Origin of the sequence: Rhodococcus sp. IEGM1428 (assembly GCF_050321865.1) — a bacterium.
GTDB lineage: Bacteria > Actinomycetota > Actinomycetes > Mycobacteriales > Mycobacteriaceae > Rhodococcoides.
The window spans coordinates 46,707-73,230 of sequence record NZ_JBNQFW010000009.1 but is presented as its reverse complement, the minus strand read 5'-3'; the positions used below and the strand labels follow the sequence as shown (position 1 = coordinate 73,230).

Annotated in this window: 26 protein-coding genes and 1 pseudogene; 15 read left to right on the top strand and 12 right to left on the bottom strand. The window is 63.0% G+C overall.

Features of this window, described 5'->3' with window-relative positions; translation table 11 throughout:
- The first annotated feature begins 146 nt into the window (after positions 1-146).
- The 4 genes from ACQR3T_RS26945 (at position 147) to ACQR3T_RS26930 (ending at position 3,424) form a co-directional block, all read left to right on the top strand.
- Positions 147-1,004, top strand: a complete 858-nt coding sequence (locus ACQR3T_RS26945; RefSeq protein WP_428695597.1) for an ABC transporter permease — start codon at positions 147-149, stop codon at positions 1,002-1,004.
- Positions 1,005-1,015: 11 nt separating this feature from the next.
- Positions 1,016-2,044, top strand: coding sequence for an ABC transporter substrate-binding protein (locus ACQR3T_RS26940; RefSeq protein ID WP_428695596.1), 1,029 nt, complete (start codon positions 1,016-1,018; stop codon positions 2,042-2,044).
- Positions 2,028-2,855 (top strand): ABC transporter ATP-binding protein, encoded by an 828-nt coding sequence (locus ACQR3T_RS26935; protein ID WP_094617707.1) that lies wholly within the window; start codon positions 2,028-2,030, stop codon positions 2,853-2,855. The genes ACQR3T_RS26940 and ACQR3T_RS26935 overlap by 17 nt, the downstream gene beginning before the upstream one ends.
- Before the next feature lie 359 nt (positions 2,856-3,214).
- On the top strand, positions 3,215-3,424 hold the full coding sequence (locus ACQR3T_RS26930; protein ID WP_094617705.1) for a dodecin: 210 nt from the start codon (positions 3,215-3,217) through the stop codon (positions 3,422-3,424).
- Between the two features lie 228 nt (positions 3,425-3,652).
- On the opposite strand, the gene ACQR3T_RS26925 is transcribed toward ACQR3T_RS26930, so the two are convergent.
- The 9 genes from ACQR3T_RS26925 to ACQR3T_RS26885 form a co-directional block, all read right to left on the bottom strand.
- The gene (locus ACQR3T_RS26925) at positions 3,653-5,053 is read right to left on the bottom strand and encodes a pyridoxal-phosphate dependent enzyme (RefSeq protein ID WP_428695595.1); all 1,401 of its coding nucleotides are present in this window, start codon (positions 5,051-5,053) and stop codon (positions 3,653-3,655) included.
- A gap of 80 nt (positions 5,054-5,133) precedes the next feature.
- Complete coding sequence (locus ACQR3T_RS26920; RefSeq protein ID WP_428695594.1) at positions 5,134-5,802, bottom strand: methionine ABC transporter permease; 669 nt, start codon at positions 5,800-5,802, stop codon at positions 5,134-5,136.
- The gene (locus tag ACQR3T_RS26915; RefSeq protein WP_428695593.1) at positions 5,799-6,794 is read right to left on the bottom strand and encodes a methionine ABC transporter ATP-binding protein; all 996 of its coding nucleotides are present in this window, start codon (positions 6,792-6,794) and stop codon (positions 5,799-5,801) included. Before ACQR3T_RS26915 ends, ACQR3T_RS26920 begins: the two co-directional genes overlap by 4 nt.
- A gap of 2 nt (positions 6,795-6,796) precedes the next feature.
- Positions 6,797-7,654, bottom strand: a complete 858-nt coding sequence (locus tag ACQR3T_RS26910; protein WP_428695592.1) for a MetQ/NlpA family ABC transporter substrate-binding protein — start codon at positions 7,652-7,654, stop codon at positions 6,797-6,799.
- Between the two features lie 128 nt (positions 7,655-7,782).
- On the bottom strand, positions 7,783-9,111 hold the full coding sequence (locus ACQR3T_RS26905) for an LLM class flavin-dependent oxidoreductase (protein WP_428695591.1): 1,329 nt from the start codon (positions 9,109-9,111) through the stop codon (positions 7,783-7,785).
- Positions 9,108-9,866 carry an ABC transporter ATP-binding protein gene (locus tag ACQR3T_RS26900; RefSeq protein ID WP_428695590.1) on the bottom strand — a complete coding sequence of 253 codons (759 nt, stop codon included), beginning with the start codon at positions 9,864-9,866 and terminating at the stop codon, positions 9,108-9,110. The genes ACQR3T_RS26905 and ACQR3T_RS26900 overlap by 4 nt, the downstream gene beginning before the upstream one ends.
- Positions 9,842-10,699, bottom strand: a complete 858-nt coding sequence (locus ACQR3T_RS26895; protein ID WP_032401731.1) for an ABC transporter permease — start codon at positions 10,697-10,699, stop codon at positions 9,842-9,844. Before ACQR3T_RS26895 ends, ACQR3T_RS26900 begins: the two co-directional genes overlap by 25 nt.
- Positions 10,699-11,787, bottom strand: a complete 1,089-nt coding sequence (locus ACQR3T_RS26890; RefSeq protein WP_428695589.1) for an ABC transporter substrate-binding protein — start codon at positions 11,785-11,787, stop codon at positions 10,699-10,701. The genes ACQR3T_RS26895 and ACQR3T_RS26890 overlap by 1 nt, the downstream gene beginning before the upstream one ends.
- A gap of 44 nt (positions 11,788-11,831) precedes the next feature.
- Positions 11,832-13,673 carry an FAD/NAD(P)-binding protein gene (locus ACQR3T_RS26885; protein ID WP_428695588.1) on the bottom strand — a complete coding sequence of 614 codons (1,842 nt, stop codon included), beginning with the start codon at positions 13,671-13,673 and terminating at the stop codon, positions 11,832-11,834.
- Between the two features lie 166 nt (positions 13,674-13,839).
- Here ACQR3T_RS26885 and ACQR3T_RS26880 point away from each other — a divergent pair, with 166 nt between their 5' ends.
- The 3 genes and pseudogenes from ACQR3T_RS26880 to ACQR3T_RS26870 form a co-directional block, all read left to right on the top strand.
- Positions 13,840-15,138: an NtaA/DmoA family FMN-dependent monooxygenase gene (locus ACQR3T_RS26880; RefSeq protein WP_428695587.1), complete on the top strand. Its 1,299-nt coding sequence runs from the start codon at positions 13,840-13,842 to the stop codon at positions 15,136-15,138.
- A gap of 224 nt (positions 15,139-15,362) precedes the next feature.
- Positions 15,363-15,518, top strand: coding sequence for a CGNR zinc finger domain-containing protein (locus tag ACQR3T_RS26875; protein WP_428695656.1), 156 nt, complete (start codon positions 15,363-15,365; stop codon positions 15,516-15,518).
- Positions 15,470-16,006 (top strand): annotated as a pseudogene (locus tag ACQR3T_RS26870) (MATE family efflux transporter); the annotation flags it as partial. The gene ACQR3T_RS26875 and the pseudogene ACQR3T_RS26870, both read left to right, overlap by 49 nt.
- A 778-nt stretch (positions 16,007-16,784) precedes the next feature.
- Here the strand turns inward: ACQR3T_RS26870 and ACQR3T_RS26865 are convergent.
- Entirely contained in the window at positions 16,785-17,750 is a 966-nt protein-coding gene (locus tag ACQR3T_RS26865) for a squalene cyclase (protein ID WP_428695586.1), read from the bottom strand.
- Positions 17,751-17,827: 77 nt separating this feature from the next.
- Between ACQR3T_RS26865 and ACQR3T_RS26860 the strand changes: the two genes are divergently transcribed.
- From ACQR3T_RS26860 to ACQR3T_RS26845, 4 genes are all read left to right on the top strand, one after another.
- A complete protein-coding gene (locus ACQR3T_RS26860) occupies positions 17,828-18,787 on the top strand; it encodes a phosphotransferase enzyme family protein (protein WP_428695585.1) in 960 nt (319 codons plus the stop codon).
- Between the two features lie 119 nt (positions 18,788-18,906).
- Complete coding sequence (locus tag ACQR3T_RS26855) at positions 18,907-19,221, top strand: rhodanese-like domain-containing protein (protein WP_428695584.1); 315 nt, start codon at positions 18,907-18,909, stop codon at positions 19,219-19,221.
- Positions 19,222-19,227: 6 nt separating this feature from the next.
- Positions 19,228-20,100, top strand: a complete 873-nt coding sequence (locus tag ACQR3T_RS26850; RefSeq protein ID WP_428695583.1) for an LLM class flavin-dependent oxidoreductase — start codon at positions 19,228-19,230, stop codon at positions 20,098-20,100.
- A gap of 14 nt (positions 20,101-20,114) precedes the next feature.
- The gene (locus tag ACQR3T_RS26845) at positions 20,115-21,461 is read left to right on the top strand and encodes an LLM class flavin-dependent oxidoreductase (protein ID WP_428695582.1); all 1,347 of its coding nucleotides are present in this window, start codon (positions 20,115-20,117) and stop codon (positions 21,459-21,461) included.
- 45 nt (positions 21,462-21,506) lie between these two features.
- On the opposite strand, the gene ACQR3T_RS26840 is transcribed toward ACQR3T_RS26845, so the two are convergent.
- Both ACQR3T_RS26840 and ACQR3T_RS26835 read right to left on the bottom strand, forming a co-directional pair.
- Positions 21,507-21,983, bottom strand: a complete 477-nt coding sequence (locus tag ACQR3T_RS26840; protein ID WP_428695581.1) for an OsmC family protein — start codon at positions 21,981-21,983, stop codon at positions 21,507-21,509.
- A 72-nt stretch (positions 21,984-22,055) separates the two neighbouring features.
- A complete protein-coding gene (locus tag ACQR3T_RS26835) occupies positions 22,056-22,814 on the bottom strand; it encodes a 2-phosphosulfolactate phosphatase (protein ID WP_428695580.1) in 759 nt (252 codons plus the stop codon).
- A 150-nt stretch (positions 22,815-22,964) separates the two neighbouring features.
- Here ACQR3T_RS26835 and ACQR3T_RS26830 point away from each other — a divergent pair, with 150 nt between their 5' ends.
- Genes ACQR3T_RS26830 through ACQR3T_RS26815 form a run of 4 tightly spaced genes read left to right on the top strand, consistent with a single transcriptional unit; the run spans position 22,965 to position 26,490 of the window.
- Positions 22,965-23,852, top strand: coding sequence for a carbohydrate ABC transporter permease (locus tag ACQR3T_RS26830; protein WP_428695579.1), 888 nt, complete (start codon positions 22,965-22,967; stop codon positions 23,850-23,852).
- Positions 23,852-24,691: a carbohydrate ABC transporter permease gene (locus ACQR3T_RS26825; RefSeq protein WP_428695578.1), complete on the top strand. Its 840-nt coding sequence runs from the start codon at positions 23,852-23,854 to the stop codon at positions 24,689-24,691. Before ACQR3T_RS26830 ends, ACQR3T_RS26825 begins: the two co-directional genes overlap by 1 nt.
- 12 nt (positions 24,692-24,703) lie before the next feature.
- Complete coding sequence (locus ACQR3T_RS26820; protein WP_428695577.1) at positions 24,704-26,029, top strand: ABC transporter substrate-binding protein; 1,326 nt, start codon at positions 24,704-24,706, stop codon at positions 26,027-26,029.
- 2 nt (positions 26,030-26,031) lie between these two features.
- Positions 26,032-26,490: a hypothetical protein gene (locus ACQR3T_RS26815; RefSeq protein ID WP_428695576.1), complete on the top strand. Its 459-nt coding sequence runs from the start codon at positions 26,032-26,034 to the stop codon at positions 26,488-26,490.
- The last annotated feature ends 34 nt before the right edge of the window (positions 26,491-26,524 follow it).

Below are 26,524 nucleotides of genomic sequence, written 5' to 3'. Positions count from 1 at the left end.
ACTCCCATAACGCTCGGTTCAGTAAAGAGCCCTCATTTCTAGCGGCCCGCCCAAGGCGGGCCGTCACTCTTGCCGACGCAGGTATCGCGACGTTGCTGTTCGACTATCGCTGATTCCGTGGTCGGCGCTTACCGAAAGCGAACGCCATGTCTGTTCCCGTCGACCTCGTCCCCGACGACCCGGTCGCGTCATCTCGTCGTACCTCGGACAATCCGTGGGTGCAGCGCCTCACCAATGTTGCACTTCCCTTACTGTCGCTCGTCGTCTTCGTCGGTATATGGCAGGCTGCCGCAGCGAGCGGAATCTGGAACCAGACGTTCGTGCCGTACCCGAGCACCGTGTGGTCGGCGTTCGTCGACTTCTCCACCACCCACGATGGCGTCCGTGGCTACCAGGGCTACCTGCTGTGGGAACACCTGTACATGACGCTGCGGCGGGTATTCGCGGGCGTTGTCATCGGTATCGTTCTCGGTGTAGCGCTCGGGTTGGCCATGGGAACGGTGAGTTGGGTGCGCAGCATCCTCGAGCCGTGGCTGACGTTTCTGCGCGCACTTCCTCCGCTGGCCTACTTCTTTCTGTTGGTCATCTGGCTGGGCATCGACGAAGCACCCAAGGTCACTCTTCTCGCGCTGGCGGCGCTTCCTCCGGCGGCAGTAGCAACGACGGCGGCCGTGCTTGCGGCACCGGTCGGACTCGTCGAAGCGGCGAGGGCTTTGGGAGCGTCGCGGCGCGACGTCATCCGAGACGTGGTCGTACCATCGGCACTGCCTGAAACCTTTACTGGGATAAGACTTTCCGTCGGTATTGCCTACTCTTCGGTGGTTGCTGCGGAACTGTTCAACGGCCTCCCCGGCATCGGCGGAGCAGTCAAGGATGCAAGTAACTACAACAACACCCCCGTGGTGCTCGTCGGGATCTTCGCGATCGGCATCTCGGGTCTCATCATCGACGGCATCCTGCGCTCGGTCGAGCGTCGAGTCGTCCCCTGGCGTGGAAAGATCTGAGGAAGAAAATCATGAAGTTGTCGAAGATCCTGGCCGTGTTGACTCTCGGTGCGCTGGCGTTGAGCGGTTGCGCGGTGGACAATGGCACCACCGATAGCAGCAAGCCGACAATTCGCCTTGCGTACCAGTCGTTTCCGAGTGGTGACCTGGTGGTGAAGAACAACAAGTGGCTCGAAGAAGCGTTGCCGGACTACAACATCGAGTGGACGAAGTTCGACTCCGGTGCCGACATCAATACCGCCTTCGTCGCCGGCGAAGTCGACTTCGGTGCCATCGGATCGAGCCCGGTGGCCCGCGGACTGTCCGCGCCGCTGAACATTCCGTATCAGGTCGCGTTCGTTCTCGACGTCGCGGGCAACAACGAGGCGTTGGTCGCTCGCAACGGTACCGGCATCGAAACCGTTGCGGACCTGCGCGGCAAACGAATCGGAACGGCGTTCGCGTCCACCGCGCATTACAGTCTGCTCGCCGCGCTGGAGCAGGCAGGGCTCAGCGCCTCCGATGTGAACTTGGTCGATCTGCAGCCGCAAACTTCGCTGGCGGCTTGGGAGCGCGGCGATGTCGATGCTGTGTACACCTGGCTTCCCACCCTGGACGAGCTGCGTAAGACGGGTAAGCAGCTCATCGCCAGCAAGGAGTTGGCGACGGCGGGCAAGCCCACCCTCGATCTCGGAGTGGTCTCCACCTCGTTCGCCGAAAGCAATCCCGACGTCGTCGACACGTGGCGTCAGGTGCAGACTCGCGCGTTGACGACCATCGCAGACGACCCCGACGCGGCTGCCGCGGCTGTCGCTGCCGAGATCGGTATCACTCAGGACGAGGCTGCGAATCAGTTGAGCCAGGGAGTGTTCCTGTCGCCTGAGGAATTGACGTCCTCGGAGTGGTTGGGTACCGAGGGCAACGTCGGGAACCTTGCCGCCAACTTGCAGAGTGCGTCGCAGTTCTTGGCCGATCAGAAGCAGATCGATGCGGCGTCCCCGATCGAGACATTCCAGAATGCCATCTACGTGAAAGGCCTTCCCGATGTCCTCGAAAACTGAGTCGCGCACAGAATCCGATTCGAGACGGGCCGAGGTAGGCGTCGACGGCTCGATTCGAATCGACAATGTTTCTCACATCTACGGCAAAGGCACCGATCGAGTGACAGCGTTGGGACCCGTCGATCTGACGGTCCCACCAGGCGAGTTCCTGGTTCTCGTCGGCGCGTCGGGATGCGGTAAGAGCACACTGCTTCGCCTGATCGCGGGTTTCGAGGATGCAACGGAGGGTTCGGTGCAGGTGTCCGGGACGTCGCCGACGCCCGGCGTGACGTCCGGTGTCGTGTTCCAACAGCCGCGTCTGTTCCCGTGGAAGAGCGTGGGCGGCAACGTCGATCTGGCACTGAAGTACGCAGGGGTGCCGAAGTCGGCCAGGGCCGGCAGGCGCGCGCAGCTGCTCGAGCGCGTCGGTCTCGAGGGCACGCAGGATCGGAAGATCTGGGAGATTTCCGGCGGGCAACAGCAGCGGGTCGCCATCGCCCGCGCTCTGGCGGCCGAGACGTCGCTGCTGCTTCTCGACGAGCCGTTCGCCGCGCTCGATGCCCTCACCCGTGAGCGGCTGCAGGAAGACGTTCGCCAGGTAAGTTCCGAGCTGGGCCGGACCAATGTCTTCGTCACGCACAGTGCCGACGAAGCTGTGTTCCTGGGTTCACGCATTGTTGTCCTCACCAAACGTCCTGGGCAGGTGGCACTGGATATCGGGGTCGATCTGCCACGCACTGGGGTCGACGCCGACGAGTTGAGGGGTTCACCGGAGTTCGCCGCTCTACGTGCCGAGGTCGGTCAGGCCGTGAAGTCCGCGGCAGCTGCCTGACACGAAATGCAGTTGAAGGGTTGGGCAAGCGCTGCGTGCGGAGAGTATCGCTCCGACGCGCTGTTGTCGGACTGGTTTCGGCCTCGGTCAGGCACCGCTCAGGCCGTCCTGGTCGGTGTTTGGGGGACGGCGGTCGGATGTGTGGGGGCGTAGGACTGCCGCAGAATCGACGGGCGCAGCCTTGGCGAACGCAGAAATCCTGCCTGCCCGCAGTACTCCGCAAGCGCACGGACAGAACGTGATTCGACTGGTCGTTCCTGCAGTCTCCACTTCTCGTTCGGATCGGATCGATTCGAATGGTGGCCGTCTTCGGTCCGCTGGATGCACACTGGAACGACGCTACGAAAGGACTGTGAGTAATGAGTGACAACGTCTACCGAGTCACCGAGATCGTCGGGACGTCCACGGTGGGATCCGATGATGCGATCAAGAACGCCATTTCACGGGCGAGCAAGACGCTGAAGAACCTCGATTGGTTCGAGGTGGTCGAGACTCGCGGCCACATCGAGAACAACGAGGTCAAGCATTACCAGGTCACGATCAAGGTTGGCTTCAAGCTCGAGGAGTGAAGCGAGCGTGGCCGATGAAGTCGGCCTCGGGAGGCTCCCGAGGCCGACTTCGCCCTCCCGTTCAATCGAGCGCCGCCAACACACGAGCGAAAGCGGAACGCCGTGGACCGACGCCGCTCACCAGTGTCATATCCCTGAGCAGCAAAAGAACGCCAGACGGTATTCCGTCGCCCGAATCTTTCTGCCGGACAGGTGATCAACAGTGGCCATGACCGGACAGGCGTACCGTCACCGACTCAGCCGTCCTGGCTCGAGTAGCCCCACCAACACGCCCGATCCGGCGACGACGACAGTACGACGATCGCTGCCCACGCGCCGAACTGCCGAGTCGACGCTTTCGAACGCTCCGACGACTACAAGCGGCGGTGAGATGTGAGCCGTCAGCGGAGCGGACGGATCGACGTCGCGCAATTCTTCAGCAGTCACCGATCCGAGGATCTCGGCGACAACCTGTGCGCCCGTCCGGTTACGCGGCAGTGCAACCGGCAGCTCGGCGCGTGACCCCAGCAGCGAAAGAGCCTCACCCACAGTAACGTTGGACGGTACGACCACCGGAGTGGTGATCTCGCCGAGCAGGTCCTCGACGGCGCGGTCGACACTCTCCGCGCGGTCGGCAAATCCGAAGCGCGCGACCCAATCGTCGTCGAAATACTTCGAGAGGTACGCGCGACCCGAGTCCGGAATGAGCACCACGACGACGGCATCGGCGGGCAGCGTTCGGGCAACTCGCAACGCTGCCGCGACGGCCGTTCCACCTGATCCGCCCACCAACAGCCCTTCGGTTCGGGCCAGAGTGCGTGCAGCCGTGATCGATTGGCGGTCGCTGACGGTGATGAACTCGTCCACGATGCCGTGGTCGTAGGATTCTGGCCAGACATCCCCGACCGAGTCTGGGTGAACGAAGTGGCCGATCGATTCGACGTAGTACGCTCGCCCGTCTCCACCGCTGTAACTGGAGGTTTTTGGATCGGCTCCGATGATTCGCACCGCTCCGTCGCTGACTTCCTTGAGGTACTTCCCGGTTCCGCTGATCGTCCCGCCCGTGCCGATACCGGCAACGAAATGCGTGATGGCACCTGCCGTCTGACGCCACAGCTCGGGTCCGGTCGTGACGTAGTGCGCACCGGGATTCGCTGGATTGTCGTACTGGCCCGCCAGCCAGCCGCCGTCGGTCTCGTCGGCGATCCGTCGGGCGACGTTGCGCACGTGATCGGGGTGATGTGTCGGCAACGCGCCGGGCGTCACTTTCACCTCGGCACCGTAGGCGCGCAGAAACGCAACCTTCTCGACGCTCGTTTTGTCCGGCACGACAACGATGGTTCGGTACCCACGCGACGCGGCGACAACGGCGAGTCCGATACCGGTGTTGCCCGAAGTGCCCTCGACAATTGTTCCGCCAGGCCTGAGCTCACCGCTCGCTTCCGCATCGAGAATCATCTGACGCGCGGCACGGTCCTTGACGCTTCCGCCGGGATTGAGTAGCTCGAGTTTGGCGTAGACGGCCGCAGCGATGCCCTCGGTCGCACGGTTCAGTCGAACCAGCGGCGTGTGTCCTATTGCATCCGCGACGGATTCGTAGACGTTGAGCGCCCCAGTGTCGGTCTGGATGTCGCTTTCAGCACTTGACATTCGATTACCTCCAGACCCTAGACTTGTCCACCGTGTTTTACCGATCAAGGGTTGAACTCAGCGTGGATGTAAGCCGCCGATCAGCGGCGGTGAGCCAGCTTTCGCACCGAGATATCGCCGACCGACTGGATGATCTGGACGACCACTATCAGGATGACCACGGCGACCAGCAGTACCGGAGTGTTGAAGCGCTGATAGCCGTATTTGATCGCGAAGTCGCCAAGACCGCCTGCACCGATTGCACCGGCCATTGCGGAGTACCCGATCAGCATGACCGCGGTCAGGGTGGCTCCACCGATCAGACCTGGAACGGATTCCGGAAGAAGCACTTTGACCACGATGTCTCTGTTCGACGAGCCCATCGACAGGGCGGCCTCGATCCGGCCCGAATCGACCTCGCGCAGAGCGTTTTCCACCACCCGCGCGAAGAACGGCACCGATCCGACTGTCAGCGGGACGATGGCAGCAGTGGCACCGATGGACGTGCCGATGATCGCGCGCGTGGTGGGTATCAGGATGACGAGCAGAATCACGAACGGGAGCGACCTGCCGATGTTGACGATGATTCCCAGCACGCTGTTGACCGCGCGGTTCGGAAGGATGCCGCCGGGGGCAGTCGAGTAGAGAACCACTCCGACCGCAATGCCGATGATTATGGTGAGGACGAACGAAACCCCGACCATGTACAGCGTGTCGAGCAGCGCCTGCCATGCCTCGCCCAACGAATTTTGCCAGGTGACTTTGTTCATGACAGAACCACTTTCACCGATCGTTCGGAAAGATAGGTGGTCGCCGCGACCAGTACGTCCGCATCTGGTGGTTGGCCGTGGGCGCTGAATTCGACCCGAAGCCTTCCGACCTGATGGTCTCCGATTCGGTCGATACCCCCGGAAACGATCGTCACGTCGACGCCGATGTCGCGAGCGAGGTGCGAGAGCACCGGTGCCGACGCGAGCGAATCGACGAACGTCAGCAGTGCGGGAGTTCCTCCGACCGTCGAACTGCTGCCAGACGGTAGCAATGCCTCCCCGAGCGGCGAATCGGCGTCGGTCACCAGATCGGCCAGTCTGCCTTCGTCGACGATGCGGCCACCCTCGATCAGTGCGGCCCTGTGACAGATGCTTCGCACGACGGTGAGTTCGTGCGTGATCAGCACGATCGTGACGCCCAGTCGCTTGTTCAGGTCCGATAGCAGAGCAAGGATCTGAGATGTGGTGTCGGAATCGAGGGCGCTCGTCGCCTCGTCGCACAGCAGTACGTCAGGCTTGGCTGCCAAAGCGCGCGCGATTCCCACTCGTTGTTTCTGTCCCCCGGACAGTTGGGAAGGGTAGGCGTCCCTGCGATGCTCGAGCCCTACCAACGTGATCAGCTCGTCGATACGCTTGGCACGCTCGGCCTTGCCGATTCCCGCAACCTCCAGCGGAAACGAAATGTTTCCCGCGACTGTGCGTGAATGGAGCAGGGCGAAATGCTGGAACACCACCCCGATCCGGCGCCGAGCCCGGCGCAGTTGCGCCGGGCTCAGTTCGGTCAGGTCCGTGTCGCCCAAAAGAATTCGCCCGCTGGTGGGTCGCTCCAGAAGATTCAGGCAACGCAGCAGGGTCGACTTTCCGGCACCACTCTTGCCGATGATTCCGAAAATTTCACCGTCTTCGATACGGAGCGAGACATCGTCCAGCGCCGTCAATTCGTTTGCGCCGTCGCCGAATTTCTTGGAGACCCTTTCGACTGTGAAGACCATGCTCAGGTGGCGTTGGCAGGAACGACGGAACCCTTGTACGTGCTCTCGATGAATTCGACGACGTCCGTCGATGTCAACGCTTCTGCAAGTTTCGTGACCCGAGGATCTTCCTGCAGCGACGAGCGGACGGTCAGCACGTTGGCGTAGGGGTTGCCCTCGGCCTCCTCGAGGACCAGCGCGTCCTGAGCTGGATCGAGGCCACCTTCGATTGCATAGTTGCCGTTGATGATTGCTGCGTCCACATTTCCGTCGTCCAAGGTACGTGGCAGCTGCGGCGGGTCAACCTGAGTGAAGGTCAGTCCCTTGGGATTCGACGTGATGTTCGACTCGGATATCTGGGTGATGTCGGTTCCTGCGTCACCGAGCTGTCGGTCGAGTTGAATCAGTCCGGCCTGCTGGAGCAGATACAGTCCACGCGCGTAGTTGGTGACGTTGCTCGACAAGGCGATCACCGCACCCTGGCGCAGACTGTCGAGACTGTCGACTTTGTTCGAGTACACGCCGAGCGGTTCCACATGCACACTCGCGACGGCTACGAGATCGTCGACGCCCTTCTCCTTCTCCCACTGGTCCTGGTAGGGGACGTGCTGGAAGTAGTTGGCGTCGGTGTCGCCGGCTTCGAGCACCTCATTGGCATCGAGGTCGCCGGTGATCTCGGTGACCTCGAGCGTTTCGTCGCCCAGGAGGCCCGAGTCCTGCACGTACTTCAAGATTTCGGCGTGCGGGGTCGATGAGGCAAGGATTCGAAGCGGTGCCGAAGCGTCGGACTCGGAGGAACTGCTGCACCCCGCCAAGGTGAGGGTGGCCGCGGCGGTGAGGGCGAACGCAGCCGCGAAACTGCGGCGTCGAAACAGAGACACTTGAGAGATTCCTTTTGGGTAGATCGAGCGTGACGCCTCATCGTGGCGGAGGCATCGGTTTCGGGGAATGTTCAGGATCATCGTGATTCGATGTCACGAGTTCGATCCCGTCCGCGTCGGAACGATCTTCAGGCCGAGACCAGACCGAATTGGTTCACCGGACGTGGCAGGCCGTAGTGCTCGCGCAACGTCGATCCCGTGTACTCGGTTCGGAACAGCCCGCGCGCCCGCAGAATCGGAACCACCTCGTCGACGAACACTTCGAGTCCGGACGGAAGCGCCGGCGGCATGATGTTGAAGCCGTCTGCAGCTCCGCCGAGGAACCACTCTTCGATGGCGTCGGCCACCTGCAGCGGCGTACCGGTGAACGTGTGATGCCCGCGTCCGCCGCCGAGGCGACCGATCAGTTCCCGCACCGTGAGCCGTTCGCGTCGAGCAAGTTCTACGATCAGGGTGTAGCGGCTCTTGGCCTCTTCGATAGCGTCCTCGGGCAGTAGCTGCTCAGGAAGCTGTTCATCCAGATGCAGAGCCGTTGGATCCACTTTCAAGGTTTTCGCGAGCTGAACAAGTGCGTATTCGGGCACGATGAGCCGGTCCAGCTCGAGTTCGAGTGCGCGGGCCTCGGCCTCGGTCGAGCCGATGACCGGTACGATGCCGGGCAGAATTTTGATGTGGTCAGGATTTCGACCGACAGCAGCAGCGCGCGCCTTCAGATCTGCGTAGAACGCACGAGCATCGTCGATTGTCTGCTGCGCGGTGAACACTGCTTCGGCGTACCGGGCCGCAAGATCTTTACCGTCCTCGGACGAGCCCGCCTGGACCAGAAGTGGATACCCCTGTATCGGGCGGGGGACATTCAACGGTCCACGGACGGAGAAGAACTCGCCTCGATGATCGACGGTTCTCACCCTGTCGTTGTGTCCCCATACGCCGGACTCCTTGTCCGCTGAGATGGCATCGTCGTCCCAGCTGTCCCACAACTTCTGGGCCACGTCGACGAATTCTGCCGCGCGGGCATACCGAACGTCGTGCTTGGGCAGCTCGTCGAGGTTGAAGTTCTGTGCCGCCTCGAGGCCCGCCGTGGTGACGATGTTCCAGCCTGCACGACCGCCCGAGATGTGGTCGAGGGAGGCGAATGCACGCGCAAGGTTGAACGGTTCGTTGTAACTCGTTGTGGCAGTGGCTATCAGGCCGATTCGTTCGGTGACCGTCGATACGGCCGTCAGAATCTGCAACGGTTCGAGGTTCCCGGACGGGCGTCGCGCGACATTTGCCATCAATTGGGGGCTGTCGGCGAAGAAGATCGAATCGAACGTGCCGCGCTCGGCGATCTGGGCGAGACGTTGGTAGTGCTTGATATCGGTGCCGGAGCGCGCGTCGGATTCCGGCAGACGCCAGGACGACTCGTGATGACCGGTGGACATCAGGAAGGCATTGAAGTGCAGGGTCCTGGTCATGCGTGTGCTCCTTCCTCGACACCGAGAGCCTCGAGCAAGGCGTTGCGGTGCGAGACGAATCGGGGGTCGCCGTGACGACGCGGTGACGGTAGATCGATCTGGCGATCGGCAACGAAGCGGCCGTTGTCGAGTACGAGTACGCGATCGGCGAGTAGTACTGCCTCGTCGACGTCGTGCGTGACCAGCAGCACGGCAGGGTTGTGGCGCGTGCAGAGATCCCGCAACAGGACGTGCATGCGGATGCGGGTCAGTGCGTCGAGTGCACCGAATGGCTCGTCGGCAAGCAATAGCTCCGGCTCACGAACCAAGGAGCGGGCCAACGCAACTCGCTGCTGTTCGCCGCCGGACAGTTCCTTGGGCCAGGCCCTCTCGCGGCCCTCCAGGCCCACCTCGGCCAGGGCGGCGCGGCCACGAGCAGAGGCATCGCGTCCGGTAAGTCCGAGGACGACGTTGTCGAGTACACGGGCCCACGGAAGCAAACGAGAGTCCTGGAACACGACGGCACGAGCTCGCGGCACGCGTAGGTCGCCGGAACCGAGCACGCCGTCATCCAATTCGGCGAATGCGCGAAGTAGCGTGCTCTTGCCCGAGCCGCTTCGCCCGAGCAGCGCAACGAACTCGCCCCTGTGAATGTCGAGGTCGATGCTGTCCAACACGAGCCGATCGTCGAAACCTCTGCTGAGACTACGAGCTTCGACTACTCGAGAATCGTTCGGCGTCGTGGTGGTGCTCAACCGCCCAGTGTCTGTCGCCATGCCAGTGCCTTTCTCTCGGCCGCCCGAACAAGGGTGTCGCCGATCAATCCGAACAGCGCGTACACCACCAACCCGACGACGATGATGTCGATCTGTCCGTAGGTGCGTGCCTGCGTCATCAGGTAGCCGATGCCGCTGGTGGCGTTGACCTGTTCCACTACGACGAGCGCCAGCCACGAGATCGTGACCGCCATGCGCAGGCCGGTGAAGAAACCGGGGAGTGCGCCTGGGAGAGCGATCTTTCGGATGAACTGCCAGCGGGACAGGTCGACGGTCTCGGCCAGCTCGACGAAGCGTTTGTCGACTCCTCGCAATTGGGCGTGAGTGTTGATGTAGACGGGGATGAGCACACTGGTGGTGATGACGATGATCTTCATCGACTCGCCGATTCCGAACCAGACGATGAACAAGGGGATCAGGGCCAGGGTGGGAATGGCGCGTTTGATCTGCACCGGCCCGTCCACGACAGCTTCACCGAGCCGGCTGAGGCCGGCGACCAGGGCGAGTACGACCCCGATGGCGACGCCCAGTACGAGTGAAATCCCCGCGCGCTGAACGGACGTGAGCAGATTGCTCTGCAGGCGCCCGTCGGCGATCAGTTCGGCCGCGGCCTGGTAGATGGTCCAAGGAGCCGGGAGGGTCTGCGGGTCCAGCCATCCGGCGGCGGACGAGATCACCCACAGAAGCAGTAGAAGTACTGGGCCGATAGCCAACCCGTACGGAATTGCCTTGCCCGGCCCGAGGCGTCGGGTCGAGGTACGCCGGGGCGCGAGCTTGCCGGTCGAGTCGAGTACGTGTGGCTTGCTGGTGCGGCGCAGTGCCAGGGTGGCCATCAGCTGTCCTCACGGGTGCGTGCGCCGCCGACATCGGTGACCGTCTCCGCGATGATCGGCTCGAATCGCAGGTCGAATCCTTCGGATGCGGTGACCTTCTCGGGCAGTTCGCCTGCGGCGTCGATGACGTCGATGGTGTCCTGCTGACGCTGCACCAGGGCCTCGTCGAGGACAGGGAAGGTCGACGGTCCGAGCGATTCCACGATGCGTCGACCGTCCGCCTCGGTGAGCCCCTGGTTGTCCACGTAGTACGCCTGGATCCACTCGTCCGGGTTGTCGTTGGACCAGTCGACCGCGCGAATGTAGGACGCGACGTAAGCTCGAAGGGCTGCGGCCTTGGCGGGGTCCTGCAGTGCTTCACGCCGTGCGTACAGGTAAGCCAGGCCCGTCGAGGTCCCGTCGGATTCGGTGACGTCGATCAACGTTGTGCCCGGATTGGCCAGGAAGCGAGTCAGATTGGGCTCGTTCAACGGCGCGACGTCCACCTGACCGGTGCGGATGGCGTCCGGAAACTCCGAGAGCTGCAGCCGGACGAGCTCGACGTCATCGGTGGTCAGGTCGGCAGCGGCCAACGCGCGCAACACGATTGCCTGCTGGGCCGTGCCTTCGGCGTAGGCGATCTTGGTGCCGCGCAGATCGGCTAGCGTCGTGATGTCTCGGCCCGCGGCTACTGCCAGCCGAGTGTTGTTCGGATCCGACTGGCGTGCAGCGATGATGGGCACATCTTGGCCGGCGATGAGAGCCTGGATCGGCGGGGTGTCGCCGACGATGGCGACGTCGGCGGCACCGGCCCGGAAGGCCTCCAGAATTGCAGGCCCGCCCACGAAGTTTGCGAACTCGTAGTCGAACGGCAGAGCATCCGCTTCGCCTGATGCGGCCAGCACGGTCTGCTGAGCCTCCGACTGGTCCGCGATGACCAGCTTGGTTCCTTCAGGAACCTCGGTGGGCAACGCCGCGTCGGCAGCGAGAGCATTGTCCGGCGAATCGTCCGACGCGCAACCGGACAGAGCCACGGCCACAGTGCACAGGGCGACCAGGACAGTGGTCGCGGTTCGGAACGGTCGTCGTCTGGCCATGAAGGTGCGCATGGGACCAGTGAAACGTGACACCGATTGTTGAACAACAGTTTACGTTAGCGTGATTCTAAGTGCGCTTCTCGATCATTTCGGTGGCCGAGCAGCTCGGCGGCCAACTGGTCGTTGTGTCGAAAGAACCCAGCGTTGGTCCTCGGCCGGGGGAAGGCGCTCGACCACGTGTGCCCGGCAACCCACGGACCGACGGCGTAGCTGCGTTCGGCTGGTTCACCCGAGGCGTCGATCAGCCTGGAACGACCGTCCACGGCGACCTTGGCCGAACTCTGCTCGGTCGCACGAATATCCGTAACGTCACCGCGGGCATGCAGGGTGCGCAGCAGTTCATCACCTGCCCTCGCGATCGACGCCACGGGGAGCCGCGCATCGATCAGGGTGTCGGCATGGATCACCACGTCGTGAGCGGCGCTGCGGGCGACGAACCGGTCGCCCTCGGTAGCGAAGGTGACCTCGGGGCCGAGGAACTGCACGATGCCGGCACGGCTGAGGGCCAACAGCTGTTCGAGACGAAGAGGCGGCGGTCCGCTGGCGACGAAGCTGAAGAACGAATGCAACCAGCCTTCGACGTCCGTTGCAACAGAGTGCGCCGGAATCCGGCCGCGGCGCAACAACTCACCGATCGTCATGTACACCGACAGCAACGCGGAGAAGACTGCTGCGTCGGAGCTGTAGTGAGGGTCGGCTCGACGGCGTAGGTCGGTCACGATGTAGTCGTCCAGGTGCGTCCGAACATCCTCCAGGCTCTCGAATCGTACTCCGGCGAAGGGCTTGTCGATGCGCGCGAGATCGATCCGGTCGTCGTCCTTCGGAACGTACTGTTCGACAAACCGGACGAGTTCCTCCGACTGCCACTCGATCTCGGTCAATCCGGACTCGAAGTCCGTCCACGATCCGGACGTGCGCTCGGGATGAGCTGCGAACAGTTCGTAATAGTGGGCCCAGGCGAGTTCTTTGGACGCCGGCGGCCAGATCTCGTCGCGGAAGTGCAGCGGTCCGTCGCCGGGGAACGCGTCGGCGGTGAAGTACTTCGGCAGAGGCGGCCGAGCGGCCGCGATGTCGTAGGAGAGCTTCGCGTGATAGGGCACCCCGCGCCGCGAGCCTGCGTAGAGCACCGGCTCACGGCCCGAAGGTGTGTACACGAGTGTGCCGTTCTCGCTCCGTGCGAAGGTGCCACCGCGACTTTCCGCGAGCAACACCATCCAATCGATGAAGGCCAGCCCGAGTCCGGCAACCAACACCGGCTCACCCGCAGGTACCGGGCCCGGGTCCAGATCTGCGGTGTATCCGGGGCCGATATACGTCAACCCGTGAGCATTCGCGAAGTCTGCTAACTCTGTCTCCCGTTGTGAGGCAAGCGCATCGGGATGGCCTTGCGCGAGCAGAACGACGTCGGCGTGGATGTTCGACCCGTCGTCGAGTGTGAGGACTTGCTCGGTCGACACATCGACGACCCGCGCCCGGTGCACCTGCACGTGCGCGCTGGACCCAGCGATGGCGCGCTCGAACACCCAACCGAGGTAGCGACTCTGAAGGGTGCGTGAGGCGAACGATCCGGGCGTGAACCGCTCGAGCTCGTCCTGGAGCTCGGGGTCCGCGCGCAGTGTGTCTACGTTGTCGAGAACCCACTCGGCAAGGGTTGGACCCGTTCGGATGGGTCCGTCCACAACGGTGGTGTCGTCGGTGAACATGGTGACATCGGCCGCTACTGAATTCATCCACAGCAACGGCGGTTGGTTGCCGCGCCAAATTCTGCCTGCTCCGGGCGGGAAGGGATCGATCACGTGGACGTGGATATCCGTGGCGGACTCTCGTGCCAGCAGCCGTTCCAGCACGCCGGTACCGCGGGGGCCTGCGCCGACTATCGCAATGGTGAACGCGGTCACTGGCTTCCTTCCCGAGTGTGCAGACGTCTCGAAATCAAGTATGCACGTGCCGAAATCGCGGATTGCAGGTGTAAAAAATCACGCTGAGTCGAAGTCTTCCCTTTTCGGCCGGCGGCACTTTACCGTCGTTCCACATGGCACTTGCAACAGTTCGGTACGTGGGCGCATGAGCGAGCGTCGTCGCACACTCAAGACCGTCACCGGCGTCAGCGGTGGAACCGATATCTACGACGCGGCAGTCGATTCCACCAAGTCCACTCTCGATCAGGCGCTCGAGGTTGCCAGGATTGCGGAGGCCAACAAAATCGATGCGCTCTTTGCGGCCGACCTGCTGAGCTTCGGGTCGCAAGGTGCGATCGGCGCCCAGGAACCGTTGATCTATCTGGCCGCGCTGGCTGCGGTCACCTCGGATGTCGGTTTGATCGCTACCGTCACCACGACGTTCCATCATCCGTTCAACCTGGCGAGGCTCTTCGGGACGCTCGACCATGTCAGCAACGGCCGCGCCGCGTGGAATGCTGTCACCTCGTCGCTGGGGGAGGAGAACTACAGCGATTTGGATCTGCCGAGCCCGGAGGAGCGGTATGCACGCGCCACCGAGTCGCTCGAGGTGGTGAACAAGTTGTTCGACAGCTGGAAGCCCGGCGCATTGACGCCGGGGCCGAACGGTGCCGAGTTGGATGCCACGCTGGTGGAGAGCATCGACCATCGGGGCAAGTACTTCACCGTCCAGGGTCCGCTGAACATTCCTGCGTTGCCGCAGCGTCGACCGGTACAGTTCCAGGCCGGGCAGTCTGCAGGCGGGATCGAGTTGGGTGCCCGATTCGCCGAGGTGGTGTTCACCTCGCTCGCGACCCTCGAAGACGCCGTCACCTACACCAAGGCAGTGAGAACCCGGGCCGCCGAACTGGGCCGCGGCGACCAACTGCCCCTGATCTTCAGCTCCTTCCATGCCACCTACGGGGCCTCGGAAGCAGAGGTGGCGCAGATCGTTCGTGAGGCCGAGGATGCTACCGACTTCGACGCCGGTAGGTTGCGGCTCGAAGACATGCTCGGCGGTGGCGTAGACCTGTCGGAATTGCCGCTGGACCAGCCGATCCCGGAGTCGGTGTTACCCGACCCGTCCTCGGTCAACCGTCGACGCGGTCGAGTGGAGATCTTCGGCAAACTGGCGGCGCAGGGAAAGACGCTGCGTGAGTTGATCATCGCATCGAAGGACACCGGCCACTGGGCTGCAGCGGGAACCCCCGAGCAACTGGCCGACGCCATCCAGGAACGCTACGACGCGGGGGTTCTCGATGTCATCTCCGTCGGCGGACTGACCGACCCACGGACCGGGGACTTCGTTCTCAACGGACTGTTCCCGGAATTGCGCAAACGCGGCATCCTCGGCACCGATTACATCGGCGGAACCTTCCGCGAAAATCTCGAACTTCCTCCCTTGCCACCATTCGAATCAGCGTGATTGCAACGGGTGCATATTCTGCGCATCGAGCCTAGCATCAGGCTCATGACCTGGCTCAAAGCGCGAGTAGCGGCTCTCATCGACCGCCTCGGATCGCAGCCTGCGTGCACTCACGCTGCCGTCGACTTCGGCATCCGCGGCTGACTCGGACTGTGTGATGTAAGCGTTGAACGTCGGGAATCGCCGAACGGTTGCGGACCAACTGTCTGGTCGGGCTCGCGACCGTGTTGGCCGACCCGTCCGGTGCATTACGGCTGGGGGTGTGCGACTCGTGCGAACAGGCCTTCGTGGACTTCAGTCGCTCTGCGCGCCAACGTTTCTGCACTCGCCGGTGCGCTACCCGTACTCATGTGCGTCAGCATCGAGGAAAGGCGTCGTGAACAGTGCGATCTTCGACAGGGCAATCCTTCGCTCGGCATTGCGACTGGCAGGGCTGGCCGGCTTGGCCCTGCTGGCCGAGCCGCTCAGCGGACTTGCCGACACTGCAGCGGCCGGCTACCTGGGAGTCTCCGAGCAGAGCGCACTTGCTCTCGGGTCCGGCATAGTCACCACCACGACGTGGCTGCTCACCCCACTGATGTTTGCGCAGACCACCGAGATCGCGCGGCTTCGAGGGGAAGGTGACCGGGCCCGGGTGCAGGCAGCAGTACGCCGGGCGGTTGCGATGGCCGCGGTGTGGGGACTCGTACTTGCCTGTGGCGTAACCCTGTTCGCGTTGCTCACCGTCAGCGACGGTGATGCCCGCGGCTACCTGCTGGTGCGCGCTGCCGGGTTGCCGGTATCGGCGGTGGTCCTGGCAGGCTACGGCGCGCTTCGCGGAGCCGGGCGCGTCTCCGACGTCACCGCACTTGCTCTGAGCGGGGCGGCGATACACATCGGCATCATCGTTGCAGTGACGGCCTCGGATGTCGGCATCATCGGTATCGGCACCGCGTCGGGTCTGTCCCAATCGGCTGTCGTCCTGGTCGCACTGTGGGTGATGAAGCGACGCGATTTATGGTCGTGGCGAAAGCCTTTATCTGACAACGCAGTCGATCACTGGCGCGCATCCGCTGCGGCGGCGGGCTTACTCGCGGTGCGATCGGCGATGCTCGGCGGAGCCACTCTGGCGTCGACGGCGGCTGCCGTTCATTCTTCGGACGTGAACGCAGCCGCACACCTGGTGGTCTATCAAGTGTGGTTGCTGGTGGTGCTGGCCGTCGAAGGGTGGAAGTCGGCGTCCCAGATTCTGGTCGCGTGCGCGCAGTCGAAATCCGAGCGCGCAATGGTGGAGAAGACCGTGCTGACCGGATCGGTGGCGCTCGGAGGTGTCTCTGCTGTCATCGTCCTCGGCGTGGGCCCCTGGGCGACCCGGATGCTGTCGGCATCGCCGGAGGTGCAGGTGGCAGCGTGGTCGATCTGGGGACTTTCGGCTCTGAGCTTCGTGGTGGGAGCGGTGGCATTCACCAGGGATGGAGTCGAATTCGGGCGCGGCGACTTCGCGGTCAATCTCCTGCGTATCGGAGTCGGCACCGTTGTCACTGTGGCCGGTGCCGGTGCCACCTGGTCGAGCGGCGATCTGAGGTGGATGTGGATCGGAATGCCCTTGGGACTGCTGATTCGAGCGGTGTGGCCGTACCGCTCGTCTCGCCGCCGGGGTCGTGCCCTCAACGGTGGTGGGAATCCCACCACGTCAACACCCTGGTCCCGATCAAGGTCAGCCACTTCGAACATTCGCCCTCCGGTGCGTCGATCTCGAACCAGACCTGTCCTGGCCGAGGGCGACCCTGCAACCACGTTCCATCAGTCCGGCGGGCGGCCCTGATGACTGCGATGGCCTCCTCCAGCCGCGAATCCGGGGGTGTCCCGTCGAGCAGGGAGGCCTGGCGAAAATAGTCGACAGCGTTGAGGGCGCTGTACGTCCAACGGAATGGATAGGAGAACTGGTCCACCCATGGCCCGACGCGCTTGCCCGTGGACAGGGTGTACAGAAGTTTTCGACTCAGCAAATATTCCTCACCGGTGCGCCGGGCGGTGCGGGTTGTTTCCGTGCCACCCATGGTTTTGTCGTACTCCAGCAACCCTTTCAACGAGTTCAGGGTCGAGTGAAACGAGGAGCGGGTGGATCCCTCGACCCACTCACAGTTCCATCCACCCTCCGGCAGCTGATGCTCGAGAAACCACTCGACGATGCCCTCGACGTCTGCCCCCAGCCACACCCCGTTGGCGACCGTCCACGCGTTGATGCAGCAGTCCACCTCGCCGCCCCAATAGGGCAGGTTCTCGTACTCCCACCGACTGTTCTCGTCCAGCAATTCGACTGTGCGGCGCGCCCGTAGCACCGCGGGGTGAAGACCCCACTCGCGCAGCGAATTCAGCGACCAGGTGGTGGCGGTCCAGGGTTGCCCCGGAGCCTGGGAACCGTCGAAGTTCGCGGGGAAGAATGCACCACCCGCCCATTGACCGTCCGGATCCTGAAGGGCGAGCAGTCGCGCGCCGAAGCCTTCGATTGCGACTCGTGCGCGCGTTGCTTCCCATACGTCGGAGGGTTCGTCCAAGAGATCGCGTTCGACTTGCCAGCGCAGCGCTGGATCCGAATCGACCAGCCAGCTGCGCAGGGAATCGGCGACCATGGACAGGCAGTCTATCGATGTGTGGCCGTTCGTCGCGGCTGTTCGACTGCTACGAAAACCTCGCTACAGTCGAACAGATGTTGCCGCTCGGAGTGTCCATGCTGTGGGAGAAGTCGATCGACCCCTCGACTGCGCTCCGAGAGCGGTTCGGATTCGAGGGCGTCGATGGCGTGCAGGCGTGGGTATCGAGCGCCCTCGCCGAGCATTGGCAGATCGGCGTCGCTCGTTGCACTCGGATCGTCGTCAGCGATCACAATGCGATCGTGTGGGCCGAGACGGACCGGGGCCCGGTGGTGGTGAAGTGGTCGCACGGCTCGTTTCGGTTCTCTGCTCTCGACGCGACGACGCGCATGCTGCGCGCACTCGGTGAGCGGGGAGTGCCTGTAGCCATGCCGGTTTCGTCGACCGTGGGGAGCGAGCGAGTGGTGATCGACGCCCCAGCAGGTGCACTCTCGGTGACTGTGCTGCCGGAATTGACCGGGCAGTGGCTGGACACCGCCGACGCCTCGGCCGTGCGATCCGCAGGAGCGAGTCTCGCCCAGGTGCACAGGGCAATGCGCGATCTTGCCTCCGACGCCCTACCGTCGATTCAGACCGAGGTGCAGCCGAAGAAACGCATCGAGAACTGGCTGTCCGGCCAGGACAGAGGATTCGCGCCCGACGCGTCGCGCAGGCTTGGCGAGTCTCTCGCCGATCTTCCCGAGCTCGACGAGAGTGTCCAACTGGTGCACAACGACTTTCGAGCAGCGAATATACTGACCGAGAATTCGCGGGTGGTGGGGATCCTCGATTTCGACGAGGTACGGACTGATCCTGCGGTGCTCGATCTGGCCAAGGCGAGCGTTTATCTCGGTACCCGTTTCACCGAGTGGCGACCCATACCGGCGTCGGTACGGCGATCGTTTCGTGCCGGCTACGAACAGGTACGACCGTTGAGTTCTGCAGCGGCACAATGGTTCGACGTGCTGGTGCTGTGGCATTCACTTGCTGCAGTTTCGGATGAGAACGACTCTGCGGGGTGGGTGTCGGAACTGTGACCGCCATTGCGTCGGGGTTTTCCTCACGCTGATTCGAACCCTTCATTCCCGAGCGCATCTGCGGCAAAGTGGGCTGTTGCGCAGGTATCGATGTATGCCCCGGAGAAAGCAGGATCACGATGAGTTCGGAGTTGATCAGTCCCAGCGAAGCCGTGGCGGGCGAGGCCACGTTGGTGGATGTGCGAAGCGCACCGTCGAGAATCGAATTCGGCACTGTCGCAGGTGCGATCGTGGTCGACAAGGACGATGTGGCGGTCGAATTCGGTGCCGACAATCGCGACCGTTCCGAGCGCATCGTGGTGTTCTTCGGCTCTGTCAAGGGATCCGGACCGGTCGTCGAGAAATTGAAAGAGCTCGGATACACCAATGTCGCGCACGTCGACGGTGGCTTTCCCGCGCTGCGCGATCACGGCCTGCCGATTCAGGGCGTGTGAGCGACAATGGCTGACACCTTGTACTTTGCCCTCGAACTCGACGGCTACGACGAATCGCCAGAGCGGCTTCGCAGCGACGTCGCGGACGCCGAACGCGCAGGTTTCACTGTCGTCACCTTCGGTGATTCTCTGGTCTCGACCCGGAATCGACTCGATGCAGGCACGCGCGCTGCGTTTGTCGCCTCGACCACATCGACCATCGGGCTGGCTCCCACCGTCCACACAGTCACTACCGAACCGTTCTTTCTCGCAACACAACTCGCCAGCCTCGACCATGCATCCCACGGCCGGGGAGCCTGGGTGATCGGCGCAGACAACTCTCCCGCTGCTCATGCAGCAGTGGGATCGGAGGTGCGGTCGAGCGTGACCGCCGAGATCCGTGACGTCATCGACGTGTCTCGGCGGCTGTGGGATTCGTGGGAGGACGACGCGGTTATCCGTGACGCGGCGACCGGTCGATATCTCGACCCAGCCAAGGTGCATCACGTGCGGTTCGAGGGCGAGTTCTTCGACGTCGTCGGGCCCCTGATCACCCCACGTTCGCCGCAGGGGCAGGTGGTCGTCATCGGAGATGTAGATCTGGGCGTCACCGATCTGCTGGATGTGGCGTTGGTGCGCGGCGACGATGTCGTGGATCGGGCGGCAGCGGCGCGCGCCGATGGAGCAGCCCTGGTGTTTGCCGACATCGACGATCTGTCCGACGCCCAATCGCTGGCCGGCGTGGTCGACGGCATCCGGTTACATCTCGGGACTGACGCCGTGAAAGACCTTTCCGTCCCGGCACATCTGCTTCGCAGGCCGACCCCTGGACTCTCGCTGCGCGAGAATTTGGGACTGGCGCGTCCGGTCAGCCGCTACGCCGCTTCGGCTCAGAAATAGGGAGAAGAATCATCGTGAGCACCAACGACCAGCACCCGGACACCGGCGCACCGTTCGACCCGAATGCACAGATTCATCTGGGCGTGTTCTATCCGGGAATCGGCGCCCAGACGGTCTGGGAGGATCCGAAGGCACCCGATCAGGTTGCGACGGACACCTTCGTCGAGGTGGCAACCAAGCTCGAACGTGGTCTGTTCGATGCCTTCTTCCTCGGCGACGGTCAGCGGGTGCGGGAGAACCGCGGTGCCATCCTCTCCACCGACATCGCCGGCAGGCCGGACGCGATCACACAGCTCGCTGCGTTGGCATCGGTGACCGAGCGCATCGGACTGGTCGCCACACAGAACACGACCTACAGCATCCCCGTCGAGCTCGCCCGGCGGTTGGCGAGTCTCGACATCCTCTCCGACGGGCGCGCCGGATGGAACATCGTCACCACCGACAATGCGTGGACGGGTGAGAACTTCCGTCGGGGCGGTTGGCTGGACCACGAACGACGCTACGAGCGGGCAACCCAGGTGGTCGAACTGGCGAAACAGTATTGGGCGGGTTCGGATATCGACGCCGATACCGATCTGCTGAAAGCCCGTGCAACACCCAATGTTCGGTCCAGTTCGCAGGGCACTCCCGTGCTCTTTCAGGCTGGGGATTCTTCGGGTGGACGCGATTTGGCAGCGAGGCACGCCGACGTCGTTTTCTCGGCCAACAACGCCTACGACGCGGCGGTGGCGTACGCGAGAGATCTGCGCGCACGAACGGCTGCATACGGTCGCGCCGCCGATGCGGTCAAGATTCTGCCGGGTGTCACCGTGGTGCTCGGTGATACCGAAGCCGAGGCGGAGGAGAAGGTTCGCTGGCTAAGATCCAACGCCTACAACGGAGTTCGCGCCATTGCGTTCCTCGAGCACTACTGGGGAAAGGATCTGTCGAGCTACGACCCGGAAGGTCCACTGCCGGACATCGATCCGGTAGAGGACGAGCTCGATCCGTCCCGTGGCACCCTCTCCGTCGATGCACGTACCGGCAAGCTCGATCAGATTGCCCAGTGGCGCACGCTGTCCGAGGAGAAAGGCCTGTCGATCCGCGAACTGGTACTCGAGATCTCGCCTGCGTCCCGGTTCCATTCCGGAACGCCTGCGGCGTTGGCCGACCGATGGGCCGATCTGGTTCGGCACCGGGTGGTCGACGGATTCAACATCAACCCCTATCACTTGGGTGATGCCATCGACGACCTCGTGGACAAATTGGTTCCGGCCTTACAGGAGCGCGGGGTGTATCGAACCGAGTACACGAGCACCACGCTGCGCGGGCACCTCGGTCTCGACGAGGAGACCGCGTCGGAGCGGGAGCAGGCCTCGTAGGGCGCTTCGGAGCGCCCTACGAGTCGGGTCGAGGGACGAGCTCGGTCAGCTCAACTCTGCGCGCGACCATTCGTTCACGAACTCCAGGCCACTGCGCACGAAGAGCTGGGTCACCGGGCAACGGCGAGCGACCTCGGAGACGAACTTGTCGAAGGTCTCCTGGTCGGCGTCGGTCTGTACCGTCGCCTCGACCTTCACGGCGTCGAAATTCGCATTTCCTTCGTCACCGTTCACGAGCACTGCGGTGTCGAGGTCGCCTTGGATGCGAAACGTGAACTCGCCGAGTGTGATTCCCAGATCCTTGGCGACGAGGGCGGCCGTCACCTGGTTGCACGAGGTCAACGCACCGAGCGCGTAGAACAACGGGCTGGGTGCCTCGTCCTTACCGCCGAATGCGGGATAGGCATCGGTGTCGAATTGGTGGCCTGCATCGCCCTCGGCGACAAGGTGCTGGGCGACCCCGGTGCCGCTGGCATTGATCACGAAGGGAACGACGGACGTTCGAATAGAGCTGGTTGTCATGAATTCCGACGATGTCCCTCCGGCGACCGAATCGGAAGGGTTCGGCTCATCGTGATCCGAACTCGGCAGGAGTCAGGCGGGGACGAAGCGGTCGTGACGGAGAACGGGAACGACGTCGCTGCCGTTCAGTTCTGAAGCAATCGAGACGTCCCGCGGGTATCCGGCGTCAATCAGTTCTTGCCCACTCGAACATACTTCGAGGGCTGCCGGGAGGTCGGCCTCGACAGCGGTCCATGCGGCACCGGCCATCCGGGCTTCGGGGGAGAGGGTCCGGCGTCGCCCGTGACCAGCGATAGTACTGATCACGGCACCGGCACCCCACAGATCCTCGACGGCCGGGCGCAGTGTCCCATCAGGCCACTTCTCGCCCGCGGCGATGACGGCGATCCGAGCGCCGTCGGCGAACTCCGCAGCAACCCACTGCCCGATCGCGTCGACGTTTCGCAGACATCCGCCGACGACGCACGAGACCGCCTCGGCCAATTCGTAACAGATGGTCGACCCGTTCGGCGAGAGCAACACGAGCCGCTCGGGTTTCGAGGCGCGATCACGGATGGTCGGCGACGACAAGCTGATCTGATCTCCTCGAGCGACGGATCGGCCGACCACAAGAACGGCATCGTTCTGCTGCGCGTAGGCCTGTGCTTCGTCGCCGCGCACACCGAAGGGCAATACCACGATGCCGGCGTCCAGCGCCACACTCAACGTCGTGGTGAACGACAAAACATCCACCACGATCGCCAGATCACATTCGGGCGCAACAGCCTTCGCGCCCGACAATCCCCACTCGAACCGTAAGCCGTACGACAATTGCCGGTGTGCAGAATTCACCGCGGTGATGCTACCTGCGCGCGGTCGCGAATCCGTGCCGCTATCAGCCTCGTCCTTCTCCGGTCAGATGCTCCGATGACCTGTCAACCTATCGACTCCGGATGATTCTGACTGTGTGTGGAAGGGTCGTCTCGCCCTACAGTTCATCGAGTGCCGTCGACGCTTCACCGTTCCGCCCGCCGAGAGACCGTGGCGGGATATCTCTTTCTGTTGCCGAGCCTGTTCGGTGTCGTACTGTTCCTTCTCGTCCCGATCGCAGTGGTGATCTGGCTCGCCTTCCAGAAGTGGGACCTGATCGGTGACCCGTCGTTCGTAGGTTTCGACAATGTCAGCAACGTGTTCAAGGACGGGCGATTCGCGCATTCGCTGCTTGTCACAACCGTATTCGTCGCCGTCGCATTGCCCGCACAGACAGTCGTCGGACTGTTTCTTGGTACTTTGCTGGCTCGCGGAGACCGAGGTGCGAGCGTATTTCGACTGATACTGCTGCTGCCCTGGGTGTGTGCGCCGTTGGCACTCGGTGTGGTGTGGAAGTGGATTCTCGCGCCGACGGACGGACTGCTCAATACCGTCATCGGGCACCGCATCGAATGGTTGGCAGAGCCGAAACTGGTTCTGCCCGTGTTGATCTTCGTCAGTGTGTGGACCAACGTCGGCTACGTATCGCTCTTCTTTGCTGCCGGTCTCGGTGCCATCCCGCACGACATCGTCGAGGCGAGCCGGATCGATGGGGCCAACACCTGGCAGCAATTTCGGCACATCAAGCTTCCGCTGCTGCGCCCGACGACGTTCTTCGTTCTCGTGACCGGAATGATCAGCTCTTTTCAGATCTTCGACACCGCATACGCTCTCGCGCCGAACGGGGGGCCGCAGCGGGCGGCCGACGTCGTCAGCGGACGCATATACTACGAGGCGTTCAGTTCTTTTCAGTTCGGTAACGCCGCTGTGATGGCCCTGGTCCTGTTCTTCGTGCTGGCCGTCTTCACGGTCGCGCAGCAACGATACTTCTCCCGCCGCACGAGCTACGAGCTCAGCTGATGGCAACTCCGACGTTTTCGAAACGCCATACGTCCACTGCCGTGGTGTACGTGATGCTGACCGCTGCCGCCCTGGTGATACTGGTGCCGTTCCTGCTCAGTTTCCTCACCTCGCTCAAGACCGCCCGACAGTTCGCCGGCACCGCGCCTACCTCGTTGCCTTCACCGCCGTCGACCGAGTCCTACTCACAGTTGCTCGGCAGCGGGTCGTTCGGACGCGCGATTCTGGTGACCGTCGCAGTAGCCGCGACCATCGTTATCGCGCAGGTGACCTTCTCGATCATGGCCGCCTATGCCTTTGCAAGACTGCAATTTCCGGGTCGTGACGTCTTGTTCTGGGTGTACCTTTCGACCATGATGGTTCCGGCGATCGTCACGCTGATCCCTCTGTACGCGATATTTTCGCAAACCGGTCTTCGAAACACGTTCTGGTCGTTGGTACTACCGACGATGTTCGGGTCGCCCTACGCCATCTTTCTGCTGCGTCAGCATTTCCTACGTATCCCGGAGGACCTGCTGGCGGCAGCCCGACTCGACGGAGCTGGACATCTGCGCACCCTGTGGCACATCGTCATTCCGGTGAGCAGGCCTATCATCGCAACCCTGGTGGTGATCTCCGTCGTCACACACTGGAACAACTTCCTGTGGCCGCTGATCATCACCAGCGGCGAGCGGTGGCAGGTGGTCACCGTGGCGACGGCGAATCTGCAGAGCCAGTACAACGGCAACTGGACGCTGGTGATGGCGGCCACGACGGTTGCCATCGTGCCGCTGCTGGCGTTGTTCGTTGCATTCCACAAACATATCGTCGACTCATTGGCGATCCGCGGATTCAATTGAGAAGGAAAGTGCATGGCACGCAGGTATTTCGGCAGAGCAGTCGGTATTTTCGGTGCGCTGACGCTGATCGCAGGTTTGACTTCGTGCGGATCCGGCGACGCCGGTGACACGGGAACTGTCACGTTCCGAATTTGGAGCGACGACGCTGTGGCCGCCGCCTACGAGGCGTCGTTCGAGGAGTTCACGAAGCAGAATCCCGACATCACCGTCCAGGTGAATCAGGTTCCGTGGGTGAACTACTGGGACAAGCTACGAGCAGACCTGTCCGGTGGTGGCGGTGACGACATCTTCTGGGTCAACGCGCCGAACTTCAGTAATTACGCCGACAACGGCAGTCTGGTCGACATCAGTGAGACCCTGCCCGACGCCGTCTCGGGATTCGAGGAGACTGCGGTTCAGCAGTACACCCGCAACGATTCCCTGTGGGGTGTTCCTCAGCTCATCGACGGCGGCAAAGCGCTGTACTACAACAAGAAGCTGGTCGCCGACGCGGGTGTCGATCTCGAGAACTTGACCTGGGATCCGGCAAATGTCGCGGCCGACACTTTCCTGCCCGCGTTGCGCAAGCTCACCGTCGACTCTGCCGGGCGGACGGCAGATCAGCCAGGCTTCGACGCCTCGCAGGTGGCCCAGTACGGATTCAACTCAGCCTACGATTTCGATGCAATTCTGGGGAACTTCATCGGCTCCAACGGCGGTCTGTACCAGGATGACGGCAAGTACGTCTTCGGGAGCAACCAAAAGGCTGTCGAGGCAGTCGAGTACGCGGTCGGTCTCGTCAACGACAGCAAGGTTGCGCCGTCGGCAGCGGATACCAACGACAACTCGGACTTCAGCGTGAACCAGTTCCTGCAGGGCAAGCTCGCGGTGCTCGAATCCGGTGCCTACAACCTGGCGAAGATCGATGAAGGTGCCGACTTCGAGTGGGGACTGGCTCCCATCCCGGCCGGCCCGGCAGGCCGAATCCCGGTGACCAACAGCGTCATCGCCGCAGCCAATGCGAAATCCGGCAACGACGAGTCGGTGCAGAAGGTGCTGGCCTGGATCAGCAGTACCCAGGGCAGCACTGCGCTCGGTGCGAGCGGGTCGCTGATCCCGGCGGTGACCGGGGCGCAGCAGTCCTATTTCGACTACTGGGATGGCAAAGGCGTCGATGCAAGCCTGTTCCCGAAAGCCGTACAGGAAGGGGTACTGAAGAACGATCCGGTGCCCGGGGCGCAAGCCGCGACGGCCGACATCGACTCGGCATTCAAGGACATCTTCGCCGGACGAGCAGAGTCGATTCCGGAGGCCCTGGAAGCGGCTCAGGACGCCGCCAACGACCAGGTGTCGGGCTAGGTTTGAGAACTCGCGGGTGGTGGGCCGGGCTGGGACTCACTGTAGCTGTTCTCACCGGCACCGTGCTGAGCCCCGGGGCCGCCCACGCCGATATCCCACCCGGCTATTGGCAAGAACTCGAAGCCTCGTTGCCGAGTGCTCGATCCGACGTGGAGTTTCCGTCGTCGCCCATTCTGTTGGCTCCGGTTGCGGAAGATCCGCGTTCAGGGGCAGTCGAGGTGGACCCCTATCTGGCGCCGTGGCTCCACGCACTGATTCCGGTCGAGCCGACCGCGGCAGTGGAGCTTCAGGGCGGGGTGGACCTCACCACGCCGGGCGGCGTCGTGCATGTTCGTGGACACTGCGTGTTCGCCGGTGCCGAGACGGCATACCGGCCGACGCACGTCGAGTCGAATCCGCAGGTGCGCCTGGGCGACGCGTCGAACGGGGTGCACATCGATGCGACAGTGGCCGGGGGATAGCTGCCGGGTACACGAGTCGACTCTGGAAGCTAAC

What these genes read in the sequence shown, in the direction of transcription:
- ACQR3T_RS26900 (WP_428695590.1), bottom strand. Translation starts at nt 9,866, where the DNA reads ATGGCGACAGACACTGGGCGGTTGAGCACCACCACGACGCCGAACGAT.
- ACQR3T_RS26825 (WP_428695578.1), top strand. Translation starts at nt 23,852, where the DNA reads ATGGCAACTCCGACGTTTTCGAAACGCCATACGTCCACTGCCGTGGTG.
- ACQR3T_RS26925 (WP_428695595.1), bottom strand. Translation starts at nt 5,053, where the DNA reads ATGTCAAGTGCTGAAAGCGACATCCAGACCGACACTGGGGCGCTCAAC.
- ACQR3T_RS26940 (WP_428695596.1), top strand. Translation starts at nt 1,016, where the DNA reads ATGAAGTTGTCGAAGATCCTGGCCGTGTTGACTCTCGGTGCGCTGGCG.
- ACQR3T_RS26915 (WP_428695593.1), bottom strand. Translation starts at nt 6,794, where the DNA reads ATGGTCTTCACAGTCGAAAGGGTCTCCAAGAAATTCGGCGACGGCGCA.
- ACQR3T_RS26820 (WP_428695577.1), top strand. Translation starts at nt 24,704, where the DNA reads ATGGCACGCAGGTATTTCGGCAGAGCAGTCGGTATTTTCGGTGCGCTG.
- ACQR3T_RS26865 (WP_428695586.1), bottom strand. Translation starts at nt 17,750, where the DNA reads ATGGTCGCCGATTCCCTGCGCAGCTGGCTGGTCGATTCGGATCCAGCG.
- ACQR3T_RS26920 (WP_428695594.1), bottom strand. Translation starts at nt 5,802, where the DNA reads ATGAACAAAGTCACCTGGCAAAATTCGTTGGGCGAGGCATGGCAGGCG.
- ACQR3T_RS26935 (WP_094617707.1), top strand. Translation starts at nt 2,028, where the DNA reads ATGTCCTCGAAAACTGAGTCGCGCACAGAATCCGATTCGAGACGGGCC.
- ACQR3T_RS26860 (WP_428695585.1), top strand. Translation starts at nt 17,828, where the DNA reads ATGTTGCCGCTCGGAGTGTCCATGCTGTGGGAGAAGTCGATCGACCCC.
- ACQR3T_RS26930 (WP_094617705.1), top strand. Translation starts at nt 3,215, where the DNA reads ATGAGTGACAACGTCTACCGAGTCACCGAGATCGTCGGGACGTCCACG.
- ACQR3T_RS26905 (WP_428695591.1), bottom strand. Translation starts at nt 9,111, where the DNA reads ATGACCAGGACCCTGCACTTCAATGCCTTCCTGATGTCCACCGGTCAT.
- ACQR3T_RS26840 (WP_428695581.1), bottom strand. Translation starts at nt 21,983, where the DNA reads ATGACAACCAGCTCTATTCGAACGTCCGTCGTTCCCTTCGTGATCAAT.
- ACQR3T_RS26945 (WP_428695597.1), top strand. Translation starts at nt 147, where the DNA reads ATGTCTGTTCCCGTCGACCTCGTCCCCGACGACCCGGTCGCGTCATCT.
- ACQR3T_RS26850 (WP_428695583.1), top strand. Translation starts at nt 19,228, where the DNA reads ATGGCTGACACCTTGTACTTTGCCCTCGAACTCGACGGCTACGACGAA.
- ACQR3T_RS26890 (WP_428695589.1), bottom strand. Translation starts at nt 11,787, where the DNA reads ATGCGCACCTTCATGGCCAGACGACGACCGTTCCGAACCGCGACCACT.
- ACQR3T_RS26895 (WP_032401731.1), bottom strand. Translation starts at nt 10,699, where the DNA reads ATGGCCACCCTGGCACTGCGCCGCACCAGCAAGCCACACGTACTCGAC.
- ACQR3T_RS26855 (WP_428695584.1), top strand. Translation starts at nt 18,907, where the DNA reads ATGAGTTCGGAGTTGATCAGTCCCAGCGAAGCCGTGGCGGGCGAGGCC.
- ACQR3T_RS26880 (WP_428695587.1), top strand. Translation starts at nt 13,840, where the DNA reads ATGAGCGAGCGTCGTCGCACACTCAAGACCGTCACCGGCGTCAGCGGT.